Below are 23,650 nucleotides of genomic sequence, written 5' to 3' on the forward strand. Positions count from 1 at the left end.
TTCAGCCCTTCGCGCCCGATGCCGAGCCGCGATAAAGCAGCGCGCGCCCGGCAAGCACGGCAATGACGATGACGAGTTGGACCAGCGCCATGACCATGGCGATCGCGGATGCCAGCGAATAGTCGTACTGCTCGAAGGCGGCTTCATACGCCGCGATCGAGATGACGCGGGTCGGGCCGGCCGGCGCGCCGAGCAGCACGGCTGAAGGAAAGACCGCAAAGGCCTGCACGAAGGACAGGCAGAAGGTGATTGCAAGCCCTGACGCGAGCAGCGGCAGCACGACCTGGCTGAAGCGCTGGCGGGCATTTGCGCCGAGCGTCGCGGCAGCCTGCTCCAGCGACGGGTCGATGCCGGTGATATAGGAGAGCGTCAGAAGGAAGGTGAACGGAAAGCCGGTGATCACCAGCGACAGGAACACGCCCCAATAATTGTGGACCAGGCGGATCGGCCGATCGATCAGGCCCAGGAACATCAGCGACTGGTTCATCCAGCCCTTCGGTCCGAGATAGTTCAGCATTCCTTCAGCGACCAGCACGGTCCCCAGCGTGATCGGCAGGATGAGGATCGTGGTGAGCAGCCGCTGGCGGCGCATCAGCCGCACGCGCATTGCGACGGGCACCGAGACCGCCACGTTGAACAGCGTGGCCGGAACTGCGATCCACAGTGTCTTTCCGATCGTCTCATAGAGGAACGGGTCGGCGAAGAATTTTGCGTAATTCGCCAGCCACCCGCCTTCCTTCGGCTGGAACGAGAGCCACAGGCCGTAGAGGAAGGGATAGACGAAGAGAAGCAGGACGAAGACCACCGCCGGCACGACCAGCAGCGTAATGCCGTCGAGCCCGCGCGCGGCGAGGCGGATCGACAGAGGCGGATGCTCCCGACGCCGCGCCGTGCTCTCGCGGGCGATGGCGCTCACAGAACCTTCTCCCCGGCATAGACCAGCACCTGGGTCGGATCGGCGGCAAGTTGGACAGGCTCGCCGGTCCTCACCGGCCTGTCCGAGCGAAAGAACAGTTCCAGCCCTTCCGGCGTGCGCGCCGTCCCGAAGAAGCTTCGGCCGCGATATTCGGATGTCTCTACCGCAGCTGCGACGGGACCGTCGGGCCTGACGACGAGGTCCTCCGGCCGGATTGCCACGATGGCGTCTGCGGCAGTATTTGGCTGCATCGGCGTGCCTTCGATCGTGGCCCTGCCGACGCTCAGTTGCGCGAAGGCGCCGTTCTGGCCCGCAATGCGGGTCGGCAGAAGGTTGCGGAAGCCCATGAACTCGGCAACGTCGGCATGCGCCGGCCGGGAATAGAGCTCGGCTGGCGTGCCGACCTGCCGAACGACACCTTCGCGCATCACCACGATGCGGTCCGCCAGCGAAAGTGCCTCGTCCTGGTCGTGTGTCACATAGATCGTGGTCGAGCCGAGCAGGCCGTGGATGCGCCGGATCTCGCTGCGCATCTCGAGCCTGAGCTTGGCGTCGAGATTGGAGAGCGGCTCGTCCATCAGCACCAGCGGAGGCTCGATGACGATGGCGCGGGCGATCGCGACACGCTGCTGCTGCCCGCCGGAGAGCTGGCCCGGCAGCTTGGCCGCGTGCGCCTGCAGCCGCACCAGTGCCAGCGCTTCGTCGACCTTGCGGTCGATCTCGGCCCTGGGTCGGCCGCGCATGGCAAGCCCGAAGCCGACATTGCGCTGCACGGTCATATGCGGGAACAGCGCATAGTTCTGGAACACCATGCCGAAGCCGCGCTCTTCGGGCCTCAGAAGGTCGATGCGACGATCGTCGAGAAAGATCGCGCCGTGGGTGAGAGGCAGCAGCCCGGCGATCGAGTTCAGCGCCGTGGTCTTGCCGCAGCCGGAGGGGCCAAGCAGGGCGATGAACTCGCCCCGCTTGATGGTGAGGTTCACATCCCGCAGGGCCGAAAGCCCGCCGAAGTCACGGCCGACGCCGTCGAGACGTAGCTCCCGGAAATTGCGGGAGGCGTCCGTCATTTCTTGACCTTCTGGCCGCCGACCCGCTCGTCCCAGATGCGGAAGGCGATCACAAGCTTGTCCGGCGTCAGCGGCAGCTCGATGGGATTGCCGGCAATCAGCTCCTGATATTCAGGCCGGCCATATTCCTTGATGGCGTCCTGGCTCTCCTGAGGCGCCATGTCGAGCGTTACGCCCTTCACGGCCGGGCCCGGAAAGAAATAGCCCTCGTCATAGGTGTAGGCCTGCTGAGCTGGTTGCAGCAGCCAGTTCATCAGGTCGAGCAGTACCGCAAGCTTGTCGTCCGATACGCCCTTTGGAACCGCCATATAGTGAGCGTCCGCGACCCAGTGGAAGCCTTTCAGCGCGGCGACCTTGGCTTCCGCGGGCACGGTTCCGAGCACACGCGGGTTGATGTCCCAGCCGGTTGTCGAGGCGATCATGTCGCGCGAGCCCTCACCGAGCTCCTTCATGACCGCGCCGGTGCCGGTCGGATAATACTCGATGGTCTCCCCGAGCTCCTTCAGATAGGCCCAGGTCTTGTCCCAACCCTTCTCGGGATCCTTCGGGTCCTCGTCGCCGAGGATGTACGGCAGCCCCATGATGAAGGTGCGGCCGGGGCCCGAATTGGCCGGCCGTGCGTACATGAAGCGGCCCGGATTGGCCTTCGCCCAGGCGAGCAGTTCCTCGGCGGTCTTGGGCGGCTCCCGGACGGCGTCGGGCATGTATTCGAGCAGCGGACCCGAGGGATAATAGGTCACGACGACACCCTGTCCCTCCGCGAGGCCCTGCATGTTCCAGGCGGCCGGCTGGTAGATGTCCTGCAGCTTCGGCAGCGCATCCTCATGGTCAGGAAGAAGCTTGATCCACAGGCCCTGCGTCACGCCGGCCGAGAGCGCATCGGTGCCGGTCAGCACGAGATCGATGTCGACACGGCCTGCATCCTCCTGCGCCTTCAGTTTGCCCGGCAATTCCGGGGCCGGCGCCTTGGTGAAGTTCACGCGGCCGACGACCTGCGGCTTGGCCGCGGCATAGGCCTCGATCGCCTTCTGGGTAAGCGCCAGATTGCCGGCGACGTCGACGATGTTGAGGTCGACCGGCGAGGTCGGCATTGCGAGCTTGGCCGCGAAGGCAGGCCGCAAGGCGACGGCAACGCCGGCTGCAGCGGCGCCGGCAGTGAACGTCCGGCGGGTGATATCGCTATAGGTCACGCTCTCCTCCCTTTGATGTTCGAATAATTGGGTCTGAGTTCAGCTTGTATGCATCTCTGGCAAGCCGGTAGGCTTGATCGTAGGCCAGCTCATGCGCTTCGTCCTCATCCAGCCGCCCTGTGGTCACCAGTCCGGCGAGAAATGCGCAGTCGACCCGGCGCGCCATGTCGTGCCGCGCGGGGATGGAGAGATAGGCGCGGGTGTCGTCGTTGAAACCGACGGTGTTGTAGAAGCCTGCCGTCTCGGTGGCCAGCTCGCGGAAGCGGCGCATGCCTTCGGGCGAATCGAAAAACCACCAGGGCGGCCCGAGCCGCAGTGCGGGATAATGCCCGGCGAGCGGCGCGAGCTCGCGTGAATAGGTGGTCTCATCGAGGGTGAAAAGGATCACCGTCAGGTCCCGCTCATTGCCGAACCGGTCGAGCAGCGGCCGCAAGGCCTGCACATAATCGGTGCGGCCGGGGATATCGCAGCCCTTGTCGCGACCGAAGCGCTCAAAGACGATGCGGTTGTGATTGCGGACCGAGCCCGGATGGATCTGCATCACCATGCCGTCATCGAGGCTCATGCGCGCCATCTCCGTCAGCATCTGTGCGCGGAAGAGTTCCGCCTCGGCCGGCGTGAAGGAACCCGACAGCACCGTGGCGAAGAGCCTGGCCGCCTCTTCTTGGGAGAGGTCCGCAGTGGCGGCGCTCGGATGGCCGTGGTCGGTCGCGGTGGCGCCGAGCTCGCGGAAGAACGCCCGACGACGGCGGTGTGCCTCCAGATACCCCTGCCAGGTGAGCGGGTCGCAGCCGCTGATTTCGCCGAGCCGCTCGATATTCCCTCGGAAACCGTCAAAGTCGGGGTCGAGCACCGGGTCGGGCCGATAGGTTGGCACCACGCGGCCGTTCCAGCCGGAGGTGCGGATCGCGCGATGATGGGAAAGGTCGTCCAGCGGACCGTCGGTCGTGGCGATCACTTCGATACCGAAGCGGGCATAGAGCGCACGCGGTCGGAATTCCGGGCTGCGCAACTTCTCGTCGATGCTGTCGTAATAGAGATCGGCGGTCGTGGCCGACAGCCGCTCCTCGAAACCAAACAGGGTCGCGAAGACATGGTCGAGCCAGATGCGAGTCGGCGTGCCGCGGAACAGATGATAGTTGCTTGCGAAGCGCCGCCAGATCGAGCGTGGGTCGGCGGCGCTTCTGCCGTGCCGATCGGGCACGCCGAGATCCTCCAGCGCGATGCCCTGGCTGTAGAGCATTCGGAAAACATAATGGTCCGGCGTGACGAACAAGGTCGCCGGATCTGGAAATGGCGTGTCCTCCGCATACCAGCGCGGGTCGGTATGGCCGTGCGGCGAGACGATCGGCAGCGCCTTGACACCGTCATATAGCCGGCGCGCCACTGCACGCGTCGCCGGGTCGGCAGGAAACAGCCTGTCTTCGTCGATGAGCGGCATGGTCAGCCTGCCTTCGTCAGTACGGTTTCGGCCAGGTCTTCCGCAAACACCGCCTCGACATGCCCGATATGAATTGCCATCGCCTGCCGGGCCCCTTCCGCATCATGGCGACCGAGCGCGGCGATGATGGCCTCATGGTCGGCTATGTTGGTGCGGTGCTTGCCCGGGCGATTGGTCAGGTCGTGGAAGCGCGCCAGGATCGGTCCGTTCATGCCCGCCCACAAATAGCTGACGATGTCGACCAGCACGGCATTGCCGGTGACCTCGGCCAGCCTCCGGTGGAAGGCGCCGTCCACATCGACGCCAGTCCGGCCGGCCGCTGTTTCCCGGCGGATTTCCTCATTGAGCGCGGAGAGTTCCGCGACATCGGCTTCCCGTGCCGTCGCGGCCGCGAGCGCGGCAACCTCGCCTTCGATCGTGCGGCGGGCCGCCAGAAGCTCGAAGGCGCCCGGCCCGGCATTCACGAAATTGAGGGGCGTGCGGCCGATAGCCCTGACATAGGTGCCGGCACCGCTGCGCACCTCCACCCAGCCGGCAAGCTCGAGCGCGACCATCGCTTCGCGCAGGACCGGCCGGCTCACCGCCAGCTGGCGCGCAAGGTCGCGTTCAGGCGGCAAACGATCCCCGGCGCTGAATTCACCGGCCGCGATCAGCCTGCTGACCTGCTCCGCTACCTGCTCATAAAGCCTTTGCGTCGCGACAGCCTGGAACGGCACCTCGCCCCTCCCATTTCGGAAATATCTCTAAGCCGGGTTAGGTAAAGCGATCAAGCGGTAATGTGGCCTGACCAATTCAGGAGGGCAATAAGGCAATAAGGCAATAGGGCAATAGGGCAATAGGGCAGTAGGCATCCGATTGGCCGCTTCTGAGGACGAACGTGACCGACACCACGCCAACTGCCAACCGCGACTCCCTATTGCCCTATTGCCTTATTGCCCTATTGCTTTTCCACGAATGTTTACGCGTGTTGTGTTTTATATTACCCCGTGATAACTTTACTAGCGACATACCATCGGAGATCGCATGAACACACTGACCACGGCCGAGCTGCGCGGCTATCAGCAGATCTGCGGCACGAACGGGGCCATCATGGCGATCGCCTGCGATCAGCGTGGCGGCATCCGGCAGATCCTCGCCGATGCGCCGGACGAGCGTGCAAGGATTACCGACGCCATGCTCGGCGACGTGAAGGCCGATGTCGTGCGCTACCTGGCGAGCGAAGCTCCATGTGTTTTGCTCGATCCTGTGTGCGCCGTGCCGCGCGTGGTCGACGAAGGGGTCCTGCCGCGCCACACTGCGCTGCTTATAGGCCTCGACGCGTCGGGCTACGATACCGATGCCGAGGGGCATTATCTGTCGCGTCTCGCTTCCGGCATGAATGCACGAAAGGTCCGCGAACTCGGCGGTACCGGCGGCAAGATCATGGTATATCTGCGTGCCGACCGTCCGCAGGCCAACGACCACAACATGGCGATCATCCGGCAATGCATAGAGGACTTTGCGCGCGAAGACCTGCTGCTCGTCGTGGAATTCCTGACCTATCCGCTGCCCGGCGAGGATCCGGCCGTCTACAAGGCGAAGATCCCGGCCCTCATCGAGGGCGGCACACGGCTCTGCCTCGATGCGGGAGCCAAAGTGTTGAAGCTCCCCTACCCTGGCACCGCGGAAGCCTGTGCCGCGATCAGCGCGATGTGCGGCCACGTTCCGTGGTCAGTGCTCTCGGCGGGCGTCGACCACGAGACCTTCCTCGGACAGGTCGAGATCGCCATGGCGAACGGCGCTGCCGGCGTCATTGCCGGTCGCGCGCTGTGGAAGGATTGCGTCTTCCTCGACCGCGCACGTACCCGCGACGCGCTGGTCGCCAAGGCCGTGCCGCGCCTGAGACAAATCCAGGCGATCCTGGAGCGTTACCCGCGTAGCTCGGAGCGCGCCGTTGCGGCATGAGATGGCCGGGGCCGCTGCGATCGGCGTCGACATAGGCGGGACGCATATTCGTGCCGCGCGTATTTCGTCGTCCGGAGACGTGAGCGCCTGGGAGGCACGGCCTACACCAGCGACCCCGCTGGTGATCGACTGCATCGTCGAGCTCGCGCGAGCGCTGGACGAGCCAAGCGTATCGGCGATCGGCATTGGCATCCCGGGGCGCGTGGATGCGCGAAGCGGGCTGGTCCTCTCGGGCGGCTATGTCGACCTCAGTACCTATCCGCTTGCGCAGGCCATCGGAGAACGGACAGGCCGGCCTGCTTTCCTCGACAATGACGGCAATGCTGCGCTCACCGCCGAACATGCGGTCGGCGCGGCGCGCGGAGCGGATACGGTTGTCATGTTCACGATCGGCACCGGCATCGGCGGTGCAGTCATTGCTGATGGGAAGCTGCTGCGCGGACGCGCTGCTGCCGGCCAGATGGGACACATCACCGTGGATAGCGGTGGCCGCGCATGCCTTTGCGGACGCCATGGCTGCGTCGAGACGACAAGCTCCGGCACGGCGCTTCGCCGGCACATGGCCGAAGCAGGATTCGCCGGCTCTTCCGTGGAGACGTTGCTGTCGCGCCTGACGGATGGAGATGCCGCCGCTTGCTCCGTGCTGGCCGCTTGGGCCGCCCCCATGCGTATTGCCATCGACACGGCGGTCGCAATTTTCGATCCCGATCTCGTCGTGCTCGGCGGCGGGCTGGGAGCCGCAATGCACCAGGCGCTGGCAGCATTCCCGGCTGAAACGCCGTGGTACCGCTGCGAGGTCGTTCCCGCTTCGCTCGGCGACCGCGCCGGCGTGATTGGCGCGGGACTTACCGCCTTGAACGGCGTCGCGGAAGTGAAGCCGACATGAAGCGCGTCGTGCTCGTCAACGGCGTCCCTGCATCGGGCAAGAGCACGGTGGCGCGCGCGCTCTCTGATGCGCAAGGCTGGCCGCTGCTCACCCTCGACACCATCAAGGAGGCGTTCTTCGAGCACCTCGGCACCGGCGACCGCGATTACAATCGCCTTCTCGGCAAGGCGAGCTATCAGGCGATCTTCGCCCTTGTCGCCGACTTTCCGGACAGCGTCACGGTCGTCGTCGATGCCTGGTTCGGCTTCCAGCCTGCCGAGGTGCTTGAGAAGCATCTTGCACGGGCAGGCATCAGCAGGATTGCGGAAATCTGGTGCCATGCGCCGGCCGAGATCATCGGGGAGCGCTATCGCGCGCGGCTTGCAGAACGCCATTCAGGTCATCTCGGCGCATCGTATATTCCGGAACTGATCGAGCTTGCCGGACGTGCCCGCCCGCTCGGTCACTATCCTCTGTTCGATGTCGATACGACGCGTCGGTTTGACCTCGCCGCACTGGCCGAGTGGCTGGCCGAAGCCCTCCGGGATTGATCAGCAGGCGCCGACATATTTAGCCACGACCGCCCCGACGCGGGCTTGAATGATCCGCTGCGAAAGACTGAGCCCCGGATGATGGTCTTCCCACAAGTTGGGGAATTGCCTGATCAGGCCCAGTTCGTCTGAGGCTGCATCGATATTGCGGCGAAGCACGCCGAGCGCTTCCTGGATCGCAGCGTTCGGCCAATAATAGCGGATGCGGTCGCTGAGGCCGAAGAGCCGTTCCAGCCGTGCCCGCGGTCTCTCGGCAACGTAATCACGCCAAAATTTCGGATCGGCGGTCATGACATCGTCGATCACCTGCAGCATGCCCGATTTTCGCGCGGCCGGCAGCCACTCCTCGATTGCCGCCATGGCCACCACCGCCTCGCGATACGCGGCTGTAAGCTCCGGCCCGACCTTGAGGATGGCGAAATGCGAGGCAACCAGATCGGTGAGCGCGCGCTGTGTCTGATAATCCGTCGAATGCGCCTCGAAAACCGCGCCCGGAACGCCGGCCACTGCGGCGCTGAGCATCGCGGCCTTCGCCTTGTCGAAAGCAAAGACCTGGTTGTTGCCGAAATCGACGCCGGGCTGGACGACGATGCCGATGACGCGCGACAGCGCATCCCTCAACCCATTCGCTTCGAATGCCGAGCGGTGCAGCTCCCAGGTCCGCAGCACCGCCTGCGGCTCTGTCACGGCCAATTGGGCAAGTTGCTCCGTCTCGCCGCCCGGCCTGGGCACCTCCGTGCCGATGACATAGACGAGCTCTCTTCCGGCTGCGTGCTCCTCGGCCACCGTGGCCAAAGCCGCAGCGCGTGCCGCGATTTCCTCTTCGCTGAGTTCGCCGTCGTCGGCGCAAGCCATGCTGGCGTCGAGATGGATCTTCAGGAATCCGGCCTCGACATAGGCCCGCACCATTTCCTTGGCCTTTGCCATGGCGTCGGAAGCTCTGAGCGTCTTCCACGGATTAGGGCCAAGATGGTCGCCGCCGAGCACAAATCGGGTCCTCTCGATGCCGGCTTCGTCGGCGAGTGCATGAACGAAGTCGCGGAATGCCGCCGGGGTCATGCCGGTATAGCCGCCGTCCTGGTTGACCTGGTTGCACGTCGCCTCGATCAGGATCGGCTCGTCGTTGCCGCGATAAAAGCGCAGGATCGCCTGCAGGGTCTCGCGATGCGCCGTGCACCAGGAGGGGATTCCGGCATGGCGGCCGGCCCTGTTCTCGGCAACGATCTGCCTGAGCCGCGCGATGGCCGTCATGCCCGCCCCGCCACGAAGGCTTTGAGGGTCGCCAGCGTGCTGTTGCCCTCCATCGGGCCGACCTTCTTGACGGCCAGCGCGCCGGCGGCATTGGCAAGCTCGAGCGCCTCGCGAAAAGCGAAGCCCGACGAGATCAGCGTCACGAAAGTGCCGCAGAAGCAGTCGCCCGCACCGGTCGGATCGGCAGGTTGCACCTTGTGAGCCGCGACCTTGTGGTGTTCGCCGCTGCGGTGGACGGCCGAAGCGCCTCTGTCGCCCTGCTTCAGCACGACATATTCGACGCCCTTTGCGAAGAGGCTTGCGGCATAGGTCTCCAACTCCTCCCCCGGAAACAGCACTTCTGCATCCGCGTCGCTCGGCAGGAACATGCTGCAGATGTCAATGAGCTGGTTCACGATGCCGAAATAGCCGGGATCGCCGAGCAGCTCCTTGCGGATGTTGGGATCGAAGGAAACGCGCACACCATTCTCGTGGAGCGCCTTGCAGAGATGCAGGATCTTCCGTGCCATCTCCGGACTCGCCAGCGCCGAGCCTGAAACGTGAACGACGTCGAGCCCGAAGCCGAGAAGCCTCTCCACCGTCGCATCGTCCACGAGGAACGACGCCGCCGCCGAGTGCAGGATGTTGTAGACGAAATCGCGGCTGCCATCGGCATTGTAGCTGACGAAAGCGCTGCCGGTCGGCAGCTCGAGGTCGACGGCAATGAGGCTGTCATCGACCCCATGCTCCCGCAGCCGCTGCAGGACGACCTCCCCGAAGGCATCTCGCCCGACCGCACCGACAAAAATGGCGCGCGCGCCGCTTTGCGCCGCCTGGTCGATGAAGATGCCCGGCGCGCCGCTCGGAAACGGCCCCGTATAGGTGCCCACGCGACGATGGCCGCCGCCCGCTTCTGTTGAGACGAACTCGACCAGAAGCTCGCCGATCGACGCTATTCCGACTGGCATCGCGCCTGCCTTTCCGATCTTTGCGACCTAGAGCCTTCTGTTTATGGATTGACGCTGCCCCTCACCCTTACCCTCTCCCCGTGAAAAACGGGGAGAGGGGATTCTGAGACGTTGCCGCCCCCTCTCCCCAGTCCTTACGGGGAGAGGGTAAGGGTGAGGGGCAGCGCCTACGTCAAACGATTTCAGAACGCTCCAGCGTGTCTGACATCATCGCTATTGCGCGTCAATTCCATAGTTGACATTCGTCAAGTTCGAAACATCACATTGTAAATTTGGCGCCCGCTGTTAGATTTCTTCGGTAGTCAAGTTGAGGTGTGTCGATCGGTGGGATCGAAGAAAATTGGAACCATGGAGGAATTCGCGCGGGCGGTCGGCCTGTCGCGGCCGACCGTGTCGAAGTTCTTCCAGGATCCCGCATCCGTGCGCCCGAAGACTCGCGCGCGGATCGAGACCGTCCTGAAGCAATCCGGGTTCCGGCCGAATATCTTTGCTGTCAACCTCAATCGGCGGCGAACCAAGATCATCGGGCTGATCGTGCCGGACCCGAGCGACCCGTTCTATGCGACGCTGGCGCAGCTCATCGAGACCGAGGCCACGGCAGCGGGATATCTCGCTCTGGTGCTCAGCTCCAACGGCCGGCCCGATTTTGAAGCTCGCGCCATCGAGACCATTACCGCGCTCAATGTCGCCGGCGCCATCATCGCGCCGCTGGGAGAGACCTCGCAGCACGCCAGGCTGAAGGCGCTCGCCCGGGACGTCCCCTTGATCTTCATCGACTCTCCGCTCGACAATGAGGGCCCGTTCGTCGGCACGAACAACCAGCAGAGCATTGCGCTGATCACCGAATATCTCTGCCGTTCCGGCGAACCGCCGACCTATTTCGATACGCCGAAGACCAACAACAACCAGATCGATCGGCGCAACGCGTATATCGCGGCCATGGAACGGCTCGACCTGGAACCTCGCTTCGCCGACCAGGTGCCGTCGAGCGACTGGAATTTCGAGCGGGCTTCCTTCGACGAAGCCGCGCGCATATTGCGCGGCGGGGGCTTCCCCACCCGCACGCTTTTGTGCGCCAACGATCGCGTTGCCTTCGGCGTCCTGGCGGCCATGTACCAGGCCGGGATGAAGGTCGGCTTCGGCCAGGATTGCGACTTCCGCGTCGCCGGCCACGACAACCAGCGCCTCAGCGCCTACACCTGCCCGCCACTGACCACCGTCTCGCAGAATTGCGACGAAATGGGCCGGGTCGCGCTGCGCATGCTTTTCGACTGCATGGATGACCCGGCGGAGCGCAAGGAGAGAATACTCCTGGACGGGGCACTGGTGCTGCGCAAATCGGCCTGAGCGCCCTTCCCTATTTGCCCACCATCAGTCGCACGATCTCGTCGCCGGTGGTCTCGTTCGGCTTGCGCTCGCCGGCATTCTCGCCGCGGCGGAAGACCACAATGCGGTCGGCGACCTCGAATATGTCGCGCAGGTTGTGCGAGATGAAGATGACGCCTTTGCCCTGCGCCTTGAGCGACTGGATGAGCGCGATCACCTTGAGCTGCTCGGGGACGCCGAGCGCCGCAGTCGGCTCGTCCATGATGACGAGCCGGGCATTCCAATAGATGGCGCGGCCTATCGCGACCGCCTGTCGCTGCCCGCCCGAGAAGGCTGCGACCGGGGCCTTGAGCCGGCTCACATGGAAATCCAGCTTCTCCATGGTGGCCTTTGCCGCATCGTCCATTGCCTTGCGGTCAATGACGGGCAAGAAGCCGAACAGCTTCTTCACCGGCTCGCGGCCGAGAAAGATGTTCGCGCCGATCGACAGATTGTCGGCCAGCGCGAGGTCCTGGTAGATAGTCTCGATGCCGTTGTCGCGTGCCTCCTGCGGGCTGGCGAAGGCGACACGCTTGCCGTCGAGCAGGACATCCCCGTCTTCATAGCGGAACACGCCGGAAATGGCCTTGATCACCGTCGACTTGCCGGCCCCGTTATCGCCGGCGAGCGCCACGACCTCGCCAGGGTGAACGTCGAACGAGACCCTATTGAGGGCCTGCACGCCGCCGAAATGCTTGGAGACGTTGCGGACCGAGAGAATGGCGGGGGCTTCACTCAACCTGGCGTCCTCCGGTCAGCCTGCGCTGCGTCTGGTCGACCAGCACGGAGATGATGATCACGGTGCCGACGGCGATGAACTGCCAGAACGGCTCGACATTGATGAAGACAAGGCCGTACTGGATGACGGCGATGACGAGTGCACCGGCGACCGTGCCCCAGATGGTGCCCGAACCGCCGAACAGGCTGGCGCCGCCGATGACCACCGCCGCGATGGAATCGAGCAGCAGCGGCTCGCCGGCCTGGGCTGCGCCTGCCGAGAAGCGGCCGGTATAGAGCACGCCTGCCACGCCCGCCATGACGGCCGACAGCAGATAGATCTTCATCGTCAGCTTCTTGATTCTGATGCCGGCCCGCCGCGCCGCCATCTGGCTGGCGCCCATGGCATAGGTGTGCTGCCCGAAGCGCGTCTGCGACAGCAGAAAATGCATGATCAGGCACGCGATGATGGTCAGGATCACCAGCACCGGGATGCCGAGCACGCGGCTGTTGCCGATCGCGCTATACCACTCGTTGCTTATCGATATGGTCATGCCACCGGCAAACAAATACGCGGAGCCGCGCGCGACGCCATACATGCCCAGCGTGCCGATAAAGGGCGGCACGCGCAGGTAAGCGATGAGCCAGCCGTTCACGAGTCCCGGGATGATGGTCATCACAACGCCGGCCAGCATGCCAACGAGCATGGCCGCGAACGGCGGCAGTCCGAGTTGCACGGCGGCGTAGTTGGCAATGTGGGCACCGATAACGGAGGCCAGTCCCATCACGAAACCGAGCGAGAGGTCGATGCCTGCCGAGATGATGACAAATGTCTGTCCGAGCGCGAGCAGCAACGGCGCGGTGGCAAAGACGGAGATCGATTGCAAATTGTAGGTGTTGAAGATGAAGCTCACGCCATAGGCTGAGCGCGACCAGATCTCGAAGAAGATGATCAGGAAGGCCAGGAACAGCCACGCCCGCAGCTCGGCTATCCGCATGATGATCGCGCGGCCGCCGGATGGCATTGGGGCGGCGCCTGCGGAGGTCAATGTTTCCGGTGCGGCCATTACGTTGCCCTTCAAAGGGTAATCGCGGCGGCCGCCCATTCGGGCGGCAGCCGGCAAACGATCATTGGAATTTTACGAGCTCTTGTAGAGGAATCGGCTGACGTTCGGGTCGTCGATGTTGGCACCCGTCATCACTGTGAAGCCTGTTCCGATCGCGGTCGGCACCGGATTGTCGGTGACATGCGCATAGGCGGCTATGAAGCCGAAATAGCCGATCTCCGCGGGATGCTGGGCAATCGTCAGCTCGAATGTGCCGTCCTTCAGCTGGGGCACGATCGATTCCGGCGCGTCGAAACCGGCGAGCTTCACCTTGCCAGTGACGCCGGCCTGCTTGGCGCCGTTGGCGGTGCCGCCGGCCGAGAACAGGTTGGCGCCGAAGACGCCGGCCAGATCCGGAGCGCGCCCGAGCACAGCCTGGAACTGGGCGGCCGCCTTGTTGGCGTCGTCGTCGTTGAACTGCGTCTCAAGGACCTCGATGTCCTTGTAGTTCTTCATCTCCTCCTTGAAGCCTTCCTCGCGCTGGTCAGTCGTCGAGACGCCCGGCTTCACGTTGGACACATAGACCTTGCCCTTCTCGCCGATCGCCTTGGCGAGCGCGCGTGCCGCCATGCGGCCGCCGAGCAAATTGTCGGAAGCGATGTAGGAGATCGGGAAATCGGCGTCGCCGGAGCCGGTCTGGAAGACACCGTTGCCGATAAATGTGTCGACGCAGATCACCGCGATGCCCGCATCATGCGCCTTCTTCAGCGGTGCGATGAGCTGCTGCTTGTCGGTCGGCGCGATCATGATCGCGTTCGGCTTCTTGGCGATGACCGCCTCAAGGATAGGCACTTGCAGCGAGACGTTCCACTCGGCTGCCCCCTGGTAGATCAGCTCGGCGCCGACCGCCTTTGCCGCGGCCTCGGCTCCATGGTGCATGGTGACGTAGAAGCCGTCCGCGGTGAGACCCGGGATCAGCGCGATGGTGGGCTTGTCCTGCGCGGACGCCTTGCGAATGACGGCCGGAGCGGCCACGGCGGCGACGCCGGCTGCACCCAGCATTTTGACAAAAGAACGACGCTCCATTTCGGTATTTCCTCCCTATTGAACACGCACTGGATCAAGCCCCTTCGGGGCAGTCCTCCCGGATCGAAGATCGCAGCGTTTTTGTTACTCGTCAACTCGTACTTTTACGCGCGTCAAGAAACAGTATCATGGCTGCGATACCGATGTTATCTTGGCGATCGATGGCGGACAACGCCGTCGATATCGGCAGGGCGAGCCAGCCTCCTTTTGGCTGCGTTGCCAGCATGCTGCATTGAGATGTGAACGGAAGGCAGATGGCCCCCAAGGAAGAAAGACGATTGAAGGTCGGCATTTTGGGTTGCGGACAGATTGCCCAGGCTGCGCATTTCGAAAGCGCAGCCAAGGCGCGCAACACCGACCTCTACGCGATCTGCGACGTGGCCGAGGATCTGCTCCGACGCATGGCGATCGCTCACGGGGCTGAGAAGACCTTCACCGACTATGATGCGATGCTCGCCGACCCGGAACTGGATGCAGTGGTGATCGCGACGGCGGACGCTTTCCACGTTCCGGCCGCGAAGGCCGCCCTCGAGGCCGGCAAGCATGTGCTCTGCGAAAAGCCCCTCGGCATGGCGGTGGAAGAGGTCGAGGAGCTGCGCGATGCGGTGAGGACCTCCGGCCGCCTGCTGCAGGTCGGGCATATGAAGCGCTTCGATGCTGGGCTGCAGAGCGCGAAAAGCTTCATCGAAGCCGAGATGGGCGAGATGCTGGCGCTCAAGGCCTGGTATTGCGATTCCACGCACCGTTACGCGATGACCGACGCCGTGCAGCCGCTGATCGTCAAGAGCGCCAACGCCCGTCGGCCCCCCACAAACCCCAAAGCCGATCTCAGGCGCTATTACATGCTCGCCCATGGCAGCCATCTGGTCGACACGGCGCGCTATCTCGGCGGCGAGATCGTCGAGGTCGAGGCGCGGCTCAGGGAAAGCTTCGGCGCCTATTGCTGGTTCGTGGACCTCGCTTTCGCCAGCGGCGCCATGGGCCATCTCGATCTGACCGTCGCAGTGCGCATGGACTGGCACGAGGGCTTCCAGATTTACGGCGAGAAGGGCAGCATCATCGCCAAGACTTATAACCCCTGGTTCTACCGATCGAGCGACGTCGAGATCTTTCGCGAAGAGACCGGCGCTACGACCCGCGTGCTCGGTGCCGACGGGCACTTCTACCGGCGTCAGCTGGAAGGTTTTGCCGACGCGATCCTAAACGGCACGCCGGTCCCCGGCGCCGACATCGACGACGGCGTGGCGTCGATCCGGGCAATGGTCGCGATCCGGGATTCGGTGCGCAGCGGCAAGCCGGTGAAGCTCGCCGATGTTGCCGGGAGCGTCTGATGAAGCTCGGCATCTTCGCCAAGACGTTTGCGGGCACCGACCCATTCGACGTGCTGTCGGCGGCGCGGCAAGCCGGCTATCGCGCCGTGCAATACAACATGGCCTGTTCGGGCCTTGGCCCTCTCCCGCAAGACATTCCGAACGACGTCGCTTCGAAAATTGTTGAAGCCGCCGATGAGAATGGCGTCGAGATCGCCGCCGTTTCCGCCACCTACAATATGATCCATCCTGATGCCGCCAGGCGTGAGGAAGGCCGCAGGAGCTTCGCGGCGATCGCTGCAGCTGCGCGTCGGATTGGAACAAGGCTGGTCACGGTCTGCACCGGCAGCCGCGATCCCGAGGATCAATGGCGACATCATCCCGACAATGCAATGTTCGCAGCATGGCGCGACATGTGCGCCGAATTCGAGCTTCTCCTTCCGATTGCCGAGAAAAACGACATCTTTCTCGGGGTCGAGCCAGAGCTTGCCAACGTCGTCAACTCAGCCTTGCAGGCGCTGAGGCTGATCAACACCTTCGGCACGAACCGAATCCGCATCGTGCTCGATCCCGCCAACCTTTTCGAGATTGAAACTCCCGAGCGACGACATGCGCTCGTCCAGGAAGCCGTCGACCTGCTTGGCAACGCCATTGCCCTTGCCCATGCCAAGGACCGGCATCCCGACGGCAGTTTCGCCACCGCCGGAAAGGGCGTGCTGGATTGGGATCACTATCTCGGTGCAGTGCGCAAAGCGGGCTTCGAGGGCGCGCTCGTCACGCATGGGCTGGCGGCCGACGAGGCGTCCGCTATCGCAGCCTTCCTGGCGGAGCGCATTCGAGCCGCCGAAGCCGCCTGATGAAATTCTCCACGCACCGATCCGGCGGCCTGGAGCTTGCCGTCGCCGAAACCGGAGACGGCCGGCCGTTTGTGTTCCAGCATGGACTTTGCGGCGATGCTCTCCAGCCAGCCGATGTCTTTCCCTCAGATATCGGTTGGCGCTGCCTGACGCTGGAATGCCGCGGGCACGGCCGCTCCCCTGCGGGCGACATCGAGCAATTCTCGATCGCGAGTTTCGCCGGCGATCTCGCGTCGATGATCGAAGCGCGCGGGCTGGCGCCGGTGGTAGTCGGCGGCATTTCCATGGGCGCCGCGATCGCGCTCCGGCTCGCCGTGCGCCGCCCCGACCTGGTCGGAGCACTTGTGCTCGCGCGGCCGGCCTGGCTGGATCGGCCTCAGCCGCCCAACATGGCGCCAAACGCAGTGGTCGCGGATCTGCTTCATCAATTCGCGCCGGCGGAGGCACTGAGCCGCTTCGATCAGACCGACATGGCGAAGAGACTCGCCGCCGAAGCGCCCGACAACCTCGCCTCGCTCAAGAGCTTCTTCAAGCGCGAGCCAGTCGCGGTCACGCGGGGCTTGCTTGCCCGCATTTCGGCCGACGGCCCGGGCGTCGACCGTGCCGCCATCTCGGAGATCCGCGTCCCGACGCTGGTCGTCGGCAGCGCCCGCGACGCGATCCATCCCTGGGAGATGGCTGAGGAACTTGCCCGGCTGATACCCTCCGCGCGGCTGGCGGAGATCACGCCCAAGGCCGATGACCTCGCCCGCTACCGCGCCGACTTCCGAACGGCATTAGCTACTTTCCTGCAGGAGCTTCCCTGATGAGACCTTCGCCCGACTGGCTCGACACCTTGCCCTCGAACCGGCTCCTTGCCGAAATGTCACTGTGGTCGGCGAACCTCTGCCGCATGGCCGACGATATCGCGCGCGTCGATCCTTTCACCGACATCTATCATCTCGACGTCGCCGACGGGCACTTTTCTCCGGCCCTGCTCCTGTTCCCGGATCTCGTCGCAGCGATCCGCCGGACCACGGCCAAACCGCTCCATGTGCATCTGATGGTGGCGGACGGCATTCTTGTCGACCAGATCCGCCAGTTCGCCGAAGCAGGCGCCGACGCCATCAGCGTGCATGCGGAAAACAGCAATGCGCCGGAGGCGCTCGACCTCATCGCAGGACTCGGCGTCGAGCCAGGCATCGTCCTTCAGCTTCAGACGCCGATTGCCGAGGCGGCCCCCTATCTGGACCGCGTCCGCATCCTGACCCTCCTTGGAACCCGCATCGGTGTGAAGGGCCAAGGTCTCGATGGTTCCGCCGAGCCGCGTTTGCGCGAGGCTCGCACGCTCATCGCGGGCGCGGGAACCGGTCGCCGCATCCTGCTCGCTGCCGACGGCGGCATCCGCGAGCACACTGTTCCGGGTCTGAGGCGCTCGGGCGCCGAGACCATCGTCATGGGCTCGCTTGCCTTCAACGCGCCAGATCTTGGTGCGCGGATGGACTGGGTTCATGGGCAGCCAAGTGAAAAGGCGGACTAAAGGTGAAGCCGGCGCGCGGCGCGCCCCCCTCTGTCCTGCCGGACATCTCCCCCACAAGGGGGGAGATTGGACGGCCGCCTTGCTTTCGCTTTTCGCCAGCGCCGGAGATTGGCGAAACCCAAAGTAACAGCCAATCTCCCCCCTTGTGGGGGAGATGTCCGGCAGGACAGAGGGGGGGCAACATAGGGCGAGGACGTCGGAAAATTTGCTGCCTGAGGGCATAACTCCCGGTTGAATCAGGTATTTGCGAAGAGGCTCAGGATCATGTCCCAAAAGCTGGCCATCGGCATCGACCTCGGCGGCACGCAACTGCGTGTCGCGCTGGTCGATGGCGGTGCTGTCGTGAGGCGGGCAGCGGCCAGAACTGACGTCGAGGGCGGCCCGGGCGGCGTCCTCCATCAGGTCGAAAAGCTGATCACAGAGATATGCGCAGAAGAGGAGCGCAAGACGCTCCTCGGCGTCGGCATTTCGTGCCCCGGGCCACTCGATACCGAGACCGGTACGGTGCTGCACATCCCCACGCTCCCCCGCTGGGAAGGCTTCCCGCTGCGCCAAACGCTTGCCGACAAACTCAGGCTGCCGGTCTTGCTCGAAAACGACGGCATCGCCGCTGCCTTCGGTGAATGGCGCTTCGGCGCCGGCCGGGGGCTGCAGCATCTGGTATACGTCACAGTCAGCACCGGCATCGGCGGCGGCGTCATTGTCGACGGGCGCCTTCTGCACGGAAGGCGCGGCATGGCCGCGCATGTCGGCCATTTCCGTATGGCGCAGGACGGCCCGACCTGCACATGCGGTGCAACGGCCTGTTTTGAAGCCTTTGCGTCAGGTACGGCTTTGGGGCGTCGGGCACGGGAAGCCGCCGAACGATCCCCGAGTGAATTTCTGGGTCGCCTCGCTGCAGAGACGCCGATCGAGGCGCGGCATGTGGAGGAAGGCGCTCGCACAGGCGATGCCGCCTGTCTGGCGCTGCTCCACGAGGAAGGCGTCTTTCTCGGCCAGGGCTTCACCGGCCTCATCCACCTCTACAGCCCCGAGCGCCTGATCATGGGCGGCGGCGTCTCGCAGGCCTTCGATCTGCTCGAACCAGAGATCCACTCGGTCATCCAGCGCGACGCCATTCATCCATTCAAGGATGTGCGCGTGGTCCGCGCTGCTCTTGGCGACAACTCCGGCCTCATCGGCGCGGCCGCGCTTGCGATGGAGCACGCCGGCCGAACATCGTAAATCGCCGACGAGGATTTCGGCCTACCAGTTCACCCTGAAGCCGATGGAGCCGCTGAGCACGTGGCTGTCGCCGAAATCCTGCAGGCTGGTCCTCGCCAGCGCCTCGCCGTAGAGCGTGTATTTGCCGTCGGCGAAGCTCAACGAGCCGCCGAGGCCGAGCCCACCCCACAGCGCCTCGTTCTCGCTGACGAGATCGACCCCGGACACGTCGACCCGCGAGCCGTCGAGGAAGTCGTAGTAGAGATTGGCGATGCCGTAGATATGCGCCCGGCTCGTTTGCCCGGCTGCGTCCGTCCATGCGTCCTCGTAGTCCGCCGACAGGCCGAGCCGGCCGAGCAGGCTGTCGCCGTCCTCGAGCGATACGGCCGCGCCGAACGGATCGGTGAAGTCGTCGAACTCGACCGCAGCATAGGCAAGCTGCGCCTGCGGCGTCAGCGACCAGCGCTGGCTGACCGGCACGCGCTGGCCGGTCTCGAGCGAGAGCGCATAGCCCAGCCCGTCATTGCCGGAGGCCAGCGTCCTGGCGAGCGTGTCGGAATAGATGTCGCTGTCGAACCAGGTCACCCTGGCCTGGCCGTCGACATAGAAACCGGTGCTGCCGTACCAGGTGAGCGTTCCGCCAAGCCCGTAGCCGGTCGAATCGATCGACCCGTCGCCGAAGGGCGAGCCGATCTCGGACGAGATGCGGCCATAATGGAAGGAGACGCCGCCGACCAGCATTCCCGTCTCCTGCTCGTAGAGCGGCATGTCGAGCCCGGTCTCGAGCTGCCAGGTGGAGACGTCGTAATTTGTGCCGGTGGTCGAGGTCTTGGGGTCGAAGCTGCCCTGCGCGCCTTCGATCGTGCCCCACACGCCGAAGCCCGGCGCGGTCGTCACCTCCTCGGAGAGCCCGTCGGCGCCTTGCGCTTGCACGGTCCATGACCCGTTGCCGAGGCGCTGCTGCACGGTGCCCGGCTCGTTGAAGCTCTGCAGCACCCCGGCATAGGCCTCGTAGAGCGGCGCGCCCGGCTGGTAGACCGGCTGGTCGGAAGCGGTCAGGGCGGAGCGCAGGTACCAGTCGCCGTCGGCCGGCGTGCTGATGCCGTTCTTTTGGAGCGTATAGGAATAGGCGCCCGCGATCACGGCCGGCCTGCCCTGGAAGACATGGTCGCCGATGAGGGTGAAGGTGCCGGCGGAGGCACCGCCGACATCGATCACCTTGATCCCTTCCACCGTCTGCGCGCCCCCGCCCCCACGATTGATGACACGAACGTCGGTTCTGCCCGAGGTGTTGCCGGTCACGACGAGCCGGTCCGATGGCGAGGCATCGCCGCCAAGCGCGGCTTCGATCTCGAGCGTGCCGCCGCCTCCCGTATAGTTCCCCTTGACGGTCAGCGTGCCGATCGAGTTGCCGGGCGCTACCACACCGCCCACCGCATTCCTGGTGTCGCCAAGCACGATGCCGGTACCCTGCAACCTGCCGCCGAGCACGGTGATCCCGCCGCTCAGGCTGCCGTTGACGGAGAGGATGCCGCCTTGCACCGTCGCGCCGCCGGTCAGCTCGGACGCCCCGTTTATCATCATCTTGCCGCCCTTGACGGTGAGCGTGGCGGCGGAGAGCGTGCCATTGAAATCGACGGTGCCGGCGCTCGTGTCGAGAACGCCGGTGATCGCGTTCGGCGCGGCCAGCGTGAAGCTGCCCCCGAAGCCGACGATGTCGCCGTCGATCGTTCCGCCTGTCACTATCATTTTGGCTGCGGCCGAAAGCAGGATGTCGCCGGTGATCGTGCCGGCCTGCTGGTTGATGGTGCTCGAACCGCTCGCTTTCGTGAGGTCGATCGCGGCACCGCCGGTGCCGGTGATCATGCCGCTGTTGATGATCGTGAGAGGGCCGGCAGTCTGTGCGACAACGCCCGTCCCGCCCGAGATCGCGCCGGCATTCTCCAGGCTTGTGGCGCGACCGGCCGTAGACACGAGCTCCACGCCGGCCACGCTTCCCCCCACGGCGGCACCGTTGCCCACGGTCACTTTGGTCGTCGAGCCGATAGCCGCGGAATTGTTGAGCGCAAAGATGCCGTCGCCGTCCGTCCCCCTCACCGTGCCCGTGGCGGTGATCGACAGCGCGCCGCTGCCGTAGTGGCCGGCGACGATACCGTCGTCGCCGCTCACATCCGCCGTCTCGATCGTCAGGTCGGTGCCGTTGACGTTGACCGCATAGATGCCGTCGGAAGTCGTTCCCGTCACATTACCGGTGCTGGTGATCGACAGTGCGCCGCTGCCGTATTGGAGGGCGTAGATGCCGCCGGCGCCGCTCACAGCCGCCGCCTTGATCGTCAGGTGAGTGCCGTTGTCGTTGCGGGCAAAGATGCCGTCGTCAGTCGTCCCCGTCACCGTACCGGTACTGGTGATCGACAGCGCGCCGCTACCTCTATTGAGGGCGTAGATGCCGAATTTATTGCCACTCACACCCGCGGCCGTGATCGTCAGGTCGGTGCTGCCCGTGTCGGCAAAGGCGAAGATGCCGTAGCCACCCGTCCCCGCCACCGTGCCGGAGGCGGTGATCGAGAGCGCGCCGCCACCGAAGTGGCTGGCGAGGATGCCGTTTTCTTTGCCGTTCACAGCCGCCGCAGCGATCGTCAGGCCCTTGCCGTAGTTGCGCGCATAGACGCCGTAGCCGCCTGCCCCCGTTACGATACCGCTGGCGGTGATCGACAGCGCGCCGGTTCCTTTGTTGAGAGCGCGGATGCCGTGGCTGTCCGTCCCCGTCACCGTGCCGGTCGCGGTGACCGACAGCGCGCCGCTGCCGTAGGCGCGAGCGTCGATGCCGTCCCCGCGGCCGCTCACATCCGCCGCCGTGATCGTCAGGTCGCCGGGGGTTAAGCTGCGCGCGAAGATACCCGCCCCATTCGCCCCCTCAACCTTTCCGGTGGCGGCGATCGACAACGCGCCGCCGCCCTCATTGCGGGCATAGATGCCGGCTGCGTCGCCGCTTACGGCCGCCGCCGCGATGGTCACACCGGTGCCGCTGTTGTTGCGCACATAGATGCCGTGGCCGCTCGTCCCCTCTACCGTTCCGGTGGCGGTGATCGAAAGCGCGCCGCTGCCGGAGTGGATGGCATCGATGCCGATCGACCCGCCGCTGACATCCGCCGCCGCTATCGTCAGGTCGGTTGTGCCGGTGCCGGCCAATGCGAAGACGCCATTGTCGCGCGACCCCACAACCGTTCCGCTGGCGGTGATCGACAGCGCGCCGCTGCCGTAGTGGCGGACGTTGATGCCGTCTGAGCCGCCGCTGACACCCGCTGCCTTGATCGTCAGGCCGTTGCCGTGGAAGTCGCGCACACGGATGCCGCCGCCGCTCGTCCCCTGGACCGTGCCGCTGGCGGTGATCGACAGCGCGCCACTGCCGTAGTGCCGGACGTAGATGCCGGATCGACCGCCGCTCACGGCCTTCGCCTCGATCGTCAGGTCGGTGGCGTTGCCAGCAGAATTAACGGAGATGCCATCGCCGTTCGTCCCCTCTACCGTGCCGGTCGTGGTGATCGACAGCGCGCCGCTGCCGTAGTGGCGGGCGTAGATGCCGGTCGACCCACCGCTGACATCCGCCGCCGCGATCGTCAGTTCGCGGCCGTTCTGGTTGCGCGCATAGATGCCGAAGCCGCTCAAGCCCTCTACCGTACCGGTGGCGGTAATCGACATCGCGCCGCTGCCGAAATGCCCGGCTCGGATACCGTAAAGGTCGCCGCTGACCTCCGCTGCCGCGATCGTCAGATCGGTGCCGTTGGGGTTGTATGCGAGAATGCCGGCAAGGGTTGCCCCCTCGACGGTGCCGGTGGCGGTGATCGACAGCGCGCCGATCCCGAATTGGCCGGCCTGGATACCGTAGAGGTGGCCGCTGACATCCGCTGCCGTGATCGTCAGGTCGCCGGTGCTGCTGCCGGCGTAGGCGTAGATGCCTACGCCACTCGTCCCTTCCACTGTACCGGAGGCGGTGATCGACAGCTCGCCCGAGGTATCGTTCCTTGCAGCGATGCCGCTATCAGCGCCTTTGATAGCTGAGGCATTCTCATCGGTGAATGTCAGCCCACCTGTCCCCGTGAGCGTGAAAGCGTTGCCGCCGCTGACGCTGGTATCGATGCTGAAGCCGGGGGCCGTGGTCACGGTCAGCGGTGTGCCGGTAAGCGTCTGCGTGGTCGTCGTCGCGCCGCTGCAGATGTAAGGTCCTCCCACAGGGGCGCAGGCCGCATAGGCGCGCCGGACATAACCGCGATAGCCGCCCACGAAAGCGCTCGTCGCCAGCGCCGTGCCGAGCACCAGGCGCTGCCTGAGCCCGAGCACCGATGCATTTGCCGATCCGTTCATCATGGTCATTCCC

General features: G+C 64.9%; 20 protein-coding genes. 9 read left to right on the forward strand and 11 right to left on the reverse strand.

Annotated elements, in window-relative coordinates:
• Position 1: 1 nt before the first annotated feature.
• Genes SAZ10_RS21630 through SAZ10_RS21650 form a run of 5 tightly spaced genes read right to left on the reverse strand, consistent with a single transcriptional unit; the run spans position 2 to position 5,330 of the window.
• Positions 2-907, reverse strand: a complete 906-nt coding sequence (locus SAZ10_RS21630) for a sugar ABC transporter permease (protein WP_318611567.1) — start codon at positions 905-907, stop codon at positions 2-4.
• A 5-nt stretch (positions 908-912) separates the two neighbouring features.
• Positions 913-1,983, reverse strand: coding sequence for an ABC transporter ATP-binding protein (locus SAZ10_RS21635; protein WP_318611435.1), 1,071 nt, complete (start codon positions 1,981-1,983; stop codon positions 913-915).
• Positions 1,980-3,173: an ABC transporter substrate-binding protein gene (locus SAZ10_RS21640; RefSeq protein ID WP_318611436.1), complete on the reverse strand. Its 1,194-nt coding sequence runs from the start codon at positions 3,171-3,173 to the stop codon at positions 1,980-1,982. Before SAZ10_RS21640 ends, SAZ10_RS21635 begins: the two co-directional genes overlap by 4 nt.
• Positions 3,163-4,614, reverse strand: coding sequence for a glucuronate isomerase (gene uxaC / locus SAZ10_RS21645; RefSeq protein WP_318611437.1), 1,452 nt, complete (start codon positions 4,612-4,614; stop codon positions 3,163-3,165). The genes SAZ10_RS21640 and uxaC overlap by 11 nt, the downstream gene beginning before the upstream one ends.
• A 2-nt stretch (positions 4,615-4,616) precedes the next feature.
• The gene (locus tag SAZ10_RS21650) at positions 4,617-5,330 is read right to left on the reverse strand and encodes a FadR/GntR family transcriptional regulator (protein ID WP_318611438.1); all 714 of its coding nucleotides are present in this window, start codon (positions 5,328-5,330) and stop codon (positions 4,617-4,619) included.
• A 307-nt stretch (positions 5,331-5,637) separates the two neighbouring features.
• Between SAZ10_RS21650 and SAZ10_RS21655 the strand changes: the two genes are divergently transcribed.
• From SAZ10_RS21655 to SAZ10_RS21665, 3 genes are read left to right on the forward strand one after another with little or no spacing between them, the layout of a single operon-like run.
• The gene (locus SAZ10_RS21655) at positions 5,638-6,558 is read left to right on the forward strand and encodes a tagatose-bisphosphate aldolase (protein ID WP_318611439.1); all 921 of its coding nucleotides are present in this window, start codon (positions 5,638-5,640) and stop codon (positions 6,556-6,558) included.
• A complete protein-coding gene (locus SAZ10_RS21660) occupies positions 6,548-7,444 on the forward strand; it encodes an ROK family protein (protein ID WP_318611440.1) in 897 nt (298 codons plus the stop codon). Before SAZ10_RS21655 ends, SAZ10_RS21660 begins: the two co-directional genes overlap by 11 nt.
• Positions 7,441-7,974 (forward strand): ATP-binding protein, encoded by a 534-nt coding sequence (locus tag SAZ10_RS21665; protein ID WP_318611441.1) that lies wholly within the window; start codon positions 7,441-7,443, stop codon positions 7,972-7,974. The genes SAZ10_RS21660 and SAZ10_RS21665 overlap by 4 nt, the downstream gene beginning before the upstream one ends.
• On the opposite strand, the gene SAZ10_RS21670 is transcribed toward SAZ10_RS21665, so the two are convergent.
• Together SAZ10_RS21670 and SAZ10_RS21675 are read right to left on the reverse strand one after the other, a co-directional pair.
• Entirely contained in the window at positions 7,975-9,225 is a 1,251-nt protein-coding gene (locus SAZ10_RS21670) for a class II D-tagatose-bisphosphate aldolase non-catalytic subunit (RefSeq protein ID WP_318611442.1), read from the reverse strand.
• On the reverse strand, positions 9,222-10,172 hold the full coding sequence (locus tag SAZ10_RS21675) for a sugar kinase (protein WP_318611443.1): 951 nt from the start codon (positions 10,170-10,172) through the stop codon (positions 9,222-9,224). Before SAZ10_RS21675 ends, SAZ10_RS21670 begins: the two co-directional genes overlap by 4 nt.
• A 348-nt stretch (positions 10,173-10,520) precedes the next feature.
• Here SAZ10_RS21675 and SAZ10_RS21680 point away from each other — a divergent pair, with 348 nt between their 5' ends.
• Positions 10,521-11,519 (forward strand): LacI family DNA-binding transcriptional regulator, encoded by a 999-nt coding sequence (locus SAZ10_RS21680; RefSeq protein ID WP_318611444.1) that lies wholly within the window; start codon positions 10,521-10,523, stop codon positions 11,517-11,519.
• Positions 11,520-11,529: 10 nt separating this feature from the next.
• Here SAZ10_RS21680 and SAZ10_RS21685 read toward each other — a convergent pair whose 3' ends face one another.
• From SAZ10_RS21685 to SAZ10_RS21695, 3 genes are all read right to left on the reverse strand, one after another.
• Positions 11,530-12,276, reverse strand: coding sequence for an ATP-binding cassette domain-containing protein (locus tag SAZ10_RS21685; RefSeq protein WP_318611445.1), 747 nt, complete (start codon positions 12,274-12,276; stop codon positions 11,530-11,532).
• Positions 12,269-13,321, reverse strand: a complete 1,053-nt coding sequence (locus SAZ10_RS21690; protein WP_412535266.1) for an ABC transporter permease subunit — start codon at positions 13,319-13,321, stop codon at positions 12,269-12,271. Before SAZ10_RS21690 ends, SAZ10_RS21685 begins: the two co-directional genes overlap by 8 nt.
• A gap of 72 nt (positions 13,322-13,393) precedes the next feature.
• Positions 13,394-14,386 carry an ABC transporter substrate-binding protein gene (locus SAZ10_RS21695; RefSeq protein ID WP_318611446.1) on the reverse strand — a complete coding sequence of 331 codons (993 nt, stop codon included), beginning with the start codon at positions 14,384-14,386 and terminating at the stop codon, positions 13,394-13,396.
• 254 nt (positions 14,387-14,640) lie between these two features.
• Between SAZ10_RS21695 and SAZ10_RS21700 the strand changes: the two genes are divergently transcribed.
• The 5 genes from SAZ10_RS21700 (at position 14,641) to SAZ10_RS21720 (ending at position 19,296) form a co-directional block, all read left to right on the forward strand.
• Positions 14,641-15,717: a Gfo/Idh/MocA family oxidoreductase gene (locus SAZ10_RS21700; protein WP_318611447.1), complete on the forward strand. Its 1,077-nt coding sequence runs from the start codon at positions 14,641-14,643 to the stop codon at positions 15,715-15,717.
• Positions 15,717-16,553 (forward strand): sugar phosphate isomerase/epimerase, encoded by an 837-nt coding sequence (locus SAZ10_RS21705; RefSeq protein ID WP_318611448.1) that lies wholly within the window; start codon positions 15,717-15,719, stop codon positions 16,551-16,553. Before SAZ10_RS21700 ends, SAZ10_RS21705 begins: the two co-directional genes overlap by 1 nt.
• Positions 16,553-17,359 carry an alpha/beta fold hydrolase gene (locus SAZ10_RS21710; protein WP_318611449.1) on the forward strand — a complete coding sequence of 269 codons (807 nt, stop codon included), beginning with the start codon at positions 16,553-16,555 and terminating at the stop codon, positions 17,357-17,359. The genes SAZ10_RS21705 and SAZ10_RS21710 overlap by 1 nt, the downstream gene beginning before the upstream one ends.
• Positions 17,356-18,072: a ribulose-phosphate 3-epimerase gene (locus SAZ10_RS21715; RefSeq protein ID WP_318611569.1), complete on the forward strand. Its 717-nt coding sequence runs from the start codon at positions 17,356-17,358 to the stop codon at positions 18,070-18,072. Before SAZ10_RS21710 ends, SAZ10_RS21715 begins: the two co-directional genes overlap by 4 nt.
• A 264-nt stretch (positions 18,073-18,336) precedes the next feature.
• Complete coding sequence (locus SAZ10_RS21720; RefSeq protein ID WP_318611450.1) at positions 18,337-19,296, forward strand: ROK family protein; 960 nt, start codon at positions 18,337-18,339, stop codon at positions 19,294-19,296.
• A 21-nt stretch (positions 19,297-19,317) separates the two neighbouring features.
• Here the strand turns inward: SAZ10_RS21720 and SAZ10_RS21725 are convergent, their stop codons facing one another.
• A complete protein-coding gene (locus tag SAZ10_RS21725) occupies positions 19,318-23,646 on the reverse strand; it encodes an autotransporter outer membrane beta-barrel domain-containing protein (protein WP_318611451.1) in 4,329 nt (1,442 codons plus the stop codon).
• Between the last annotated feature and the right edge of the window lie 4 nt (positions 23,647-23,650).

The organism is Mesorhizobium sp. BAC0120, from assembly GCF_033542235.1.
GTDB lineage: Bacteria > Pseudomonadota > Alphaproteobacteria > Rhizobiales > Rhizobiaceae > JAWRCU01.

What these genes read in the sequence shown, in the direction of transcription:
- SAZ10_RS21635 (WP_318611435.1), bottom strand. Translation starts at nt 1,983, where the DNA reads ATGACGGACGCCTCCCGCAATTTCCGGGAGCTACGTCTCGACGGCGTC.
- uxaC (WP_318611437.1), bottom strand. Translation starts at nt 4,614, where the DNA reads ATGCCGCTCATCGACGAAGACAGGCTGTTTCCTGCCGACCCGGCGACG.
- SAZ10_RS21655 (WP_318611439.1), top strand. Translation starts at nt 5,638, where the DNA reads ATGAACACACTGACCACGGCCGAGCTGCGCGGCTATCAGCAGATCTGC.
- SAZ10_RS21665 (WP_318611441.1), top strand. Translation starts at nt 7,441, where the DNA reads ATGAAGCGCGTCGTGCTCGTCAACGGCGTCCCTGCATCGGGCAAGAGC.
- SAZ10_RS21670 (WP_318611442.1), bottom strand. Translation starts at nt 9,225, where the DNA reads ATGACGGCCATCGCGCGGCTCAGGCAGATCGTTGCCGAGAACAGGGCC.
- SAZ10_RS21675 (WP_318611443.1), bottom strand. Translation starts at nt 10,172, where the DNA reads ATGCCAGTCGGAATAGCGTCGATCGGCGAGCTTCTGGTCGAGTTCGTC.
- SAZ10_RS21680 (WP_318611444.1), top strand. Translation starts at nt 10,521, where the DNA reads ATGGAGGAATTCGCGCGGGCGGTCGGCCTGTCGCGGCCGACCGTGTCG.
- SAZ10_RS21690 (WP_412535266.1), bottom strand. Translation starts at nt 13,321, where the DNA reads ATGGCCGCACCGGAAACATTGACCTCCGCAGGCGCCGCCCCAATGCCA.
- SAZ10_RS21695 (WP_318611446.1), bottom strand. Translation starts at nt 14,386, where the DNA reads ATGGAGCGTCGTTCTTTTGTCAAAATGCTGGGTGCAGCCGGCGTCGCC.
- SAZ10_RS21700 (WP_318611447.1), top strand. Translation starts at nt 14,641, where the DNA reads ATGGCCCCCAAGGAAGAAAGACGATTGAAGGTCGGCATTTTGGGTTGC.
- SAZ10_RS21705 (WP_318611448.1), top strand. Translation starts at nt 15,717, where the DNA reads ATGAAGCTCGGCATCTTCGCCAAGACGTTTGCGGGCACCGACCCATTC.
- SAZ10_RS21710 (WP_318611449.1), top strand. Translation starts at nt 16,553, where the DNA reads ATGAAATTCTCCACGCACCGATCCGGCGGCCTGGAGCTTGCCGTCGCC.
- SAZ10_RS21720 (WP_318611450.1), top strand. Translation starts at nt 18,337, where the DNA reads ATGTCCCAAAAGCTGGCCATCGGCATCGACCTCGGCGGCACGCAACTG.
- SAZ10_RS21725 (WP_318611451.1), bottom strand. Translation starts at nt 23,646, where the DNA reads ATGACCATGATGAACGGATCGGCAAATGCATCGGTGCTCGGGCTCAGG.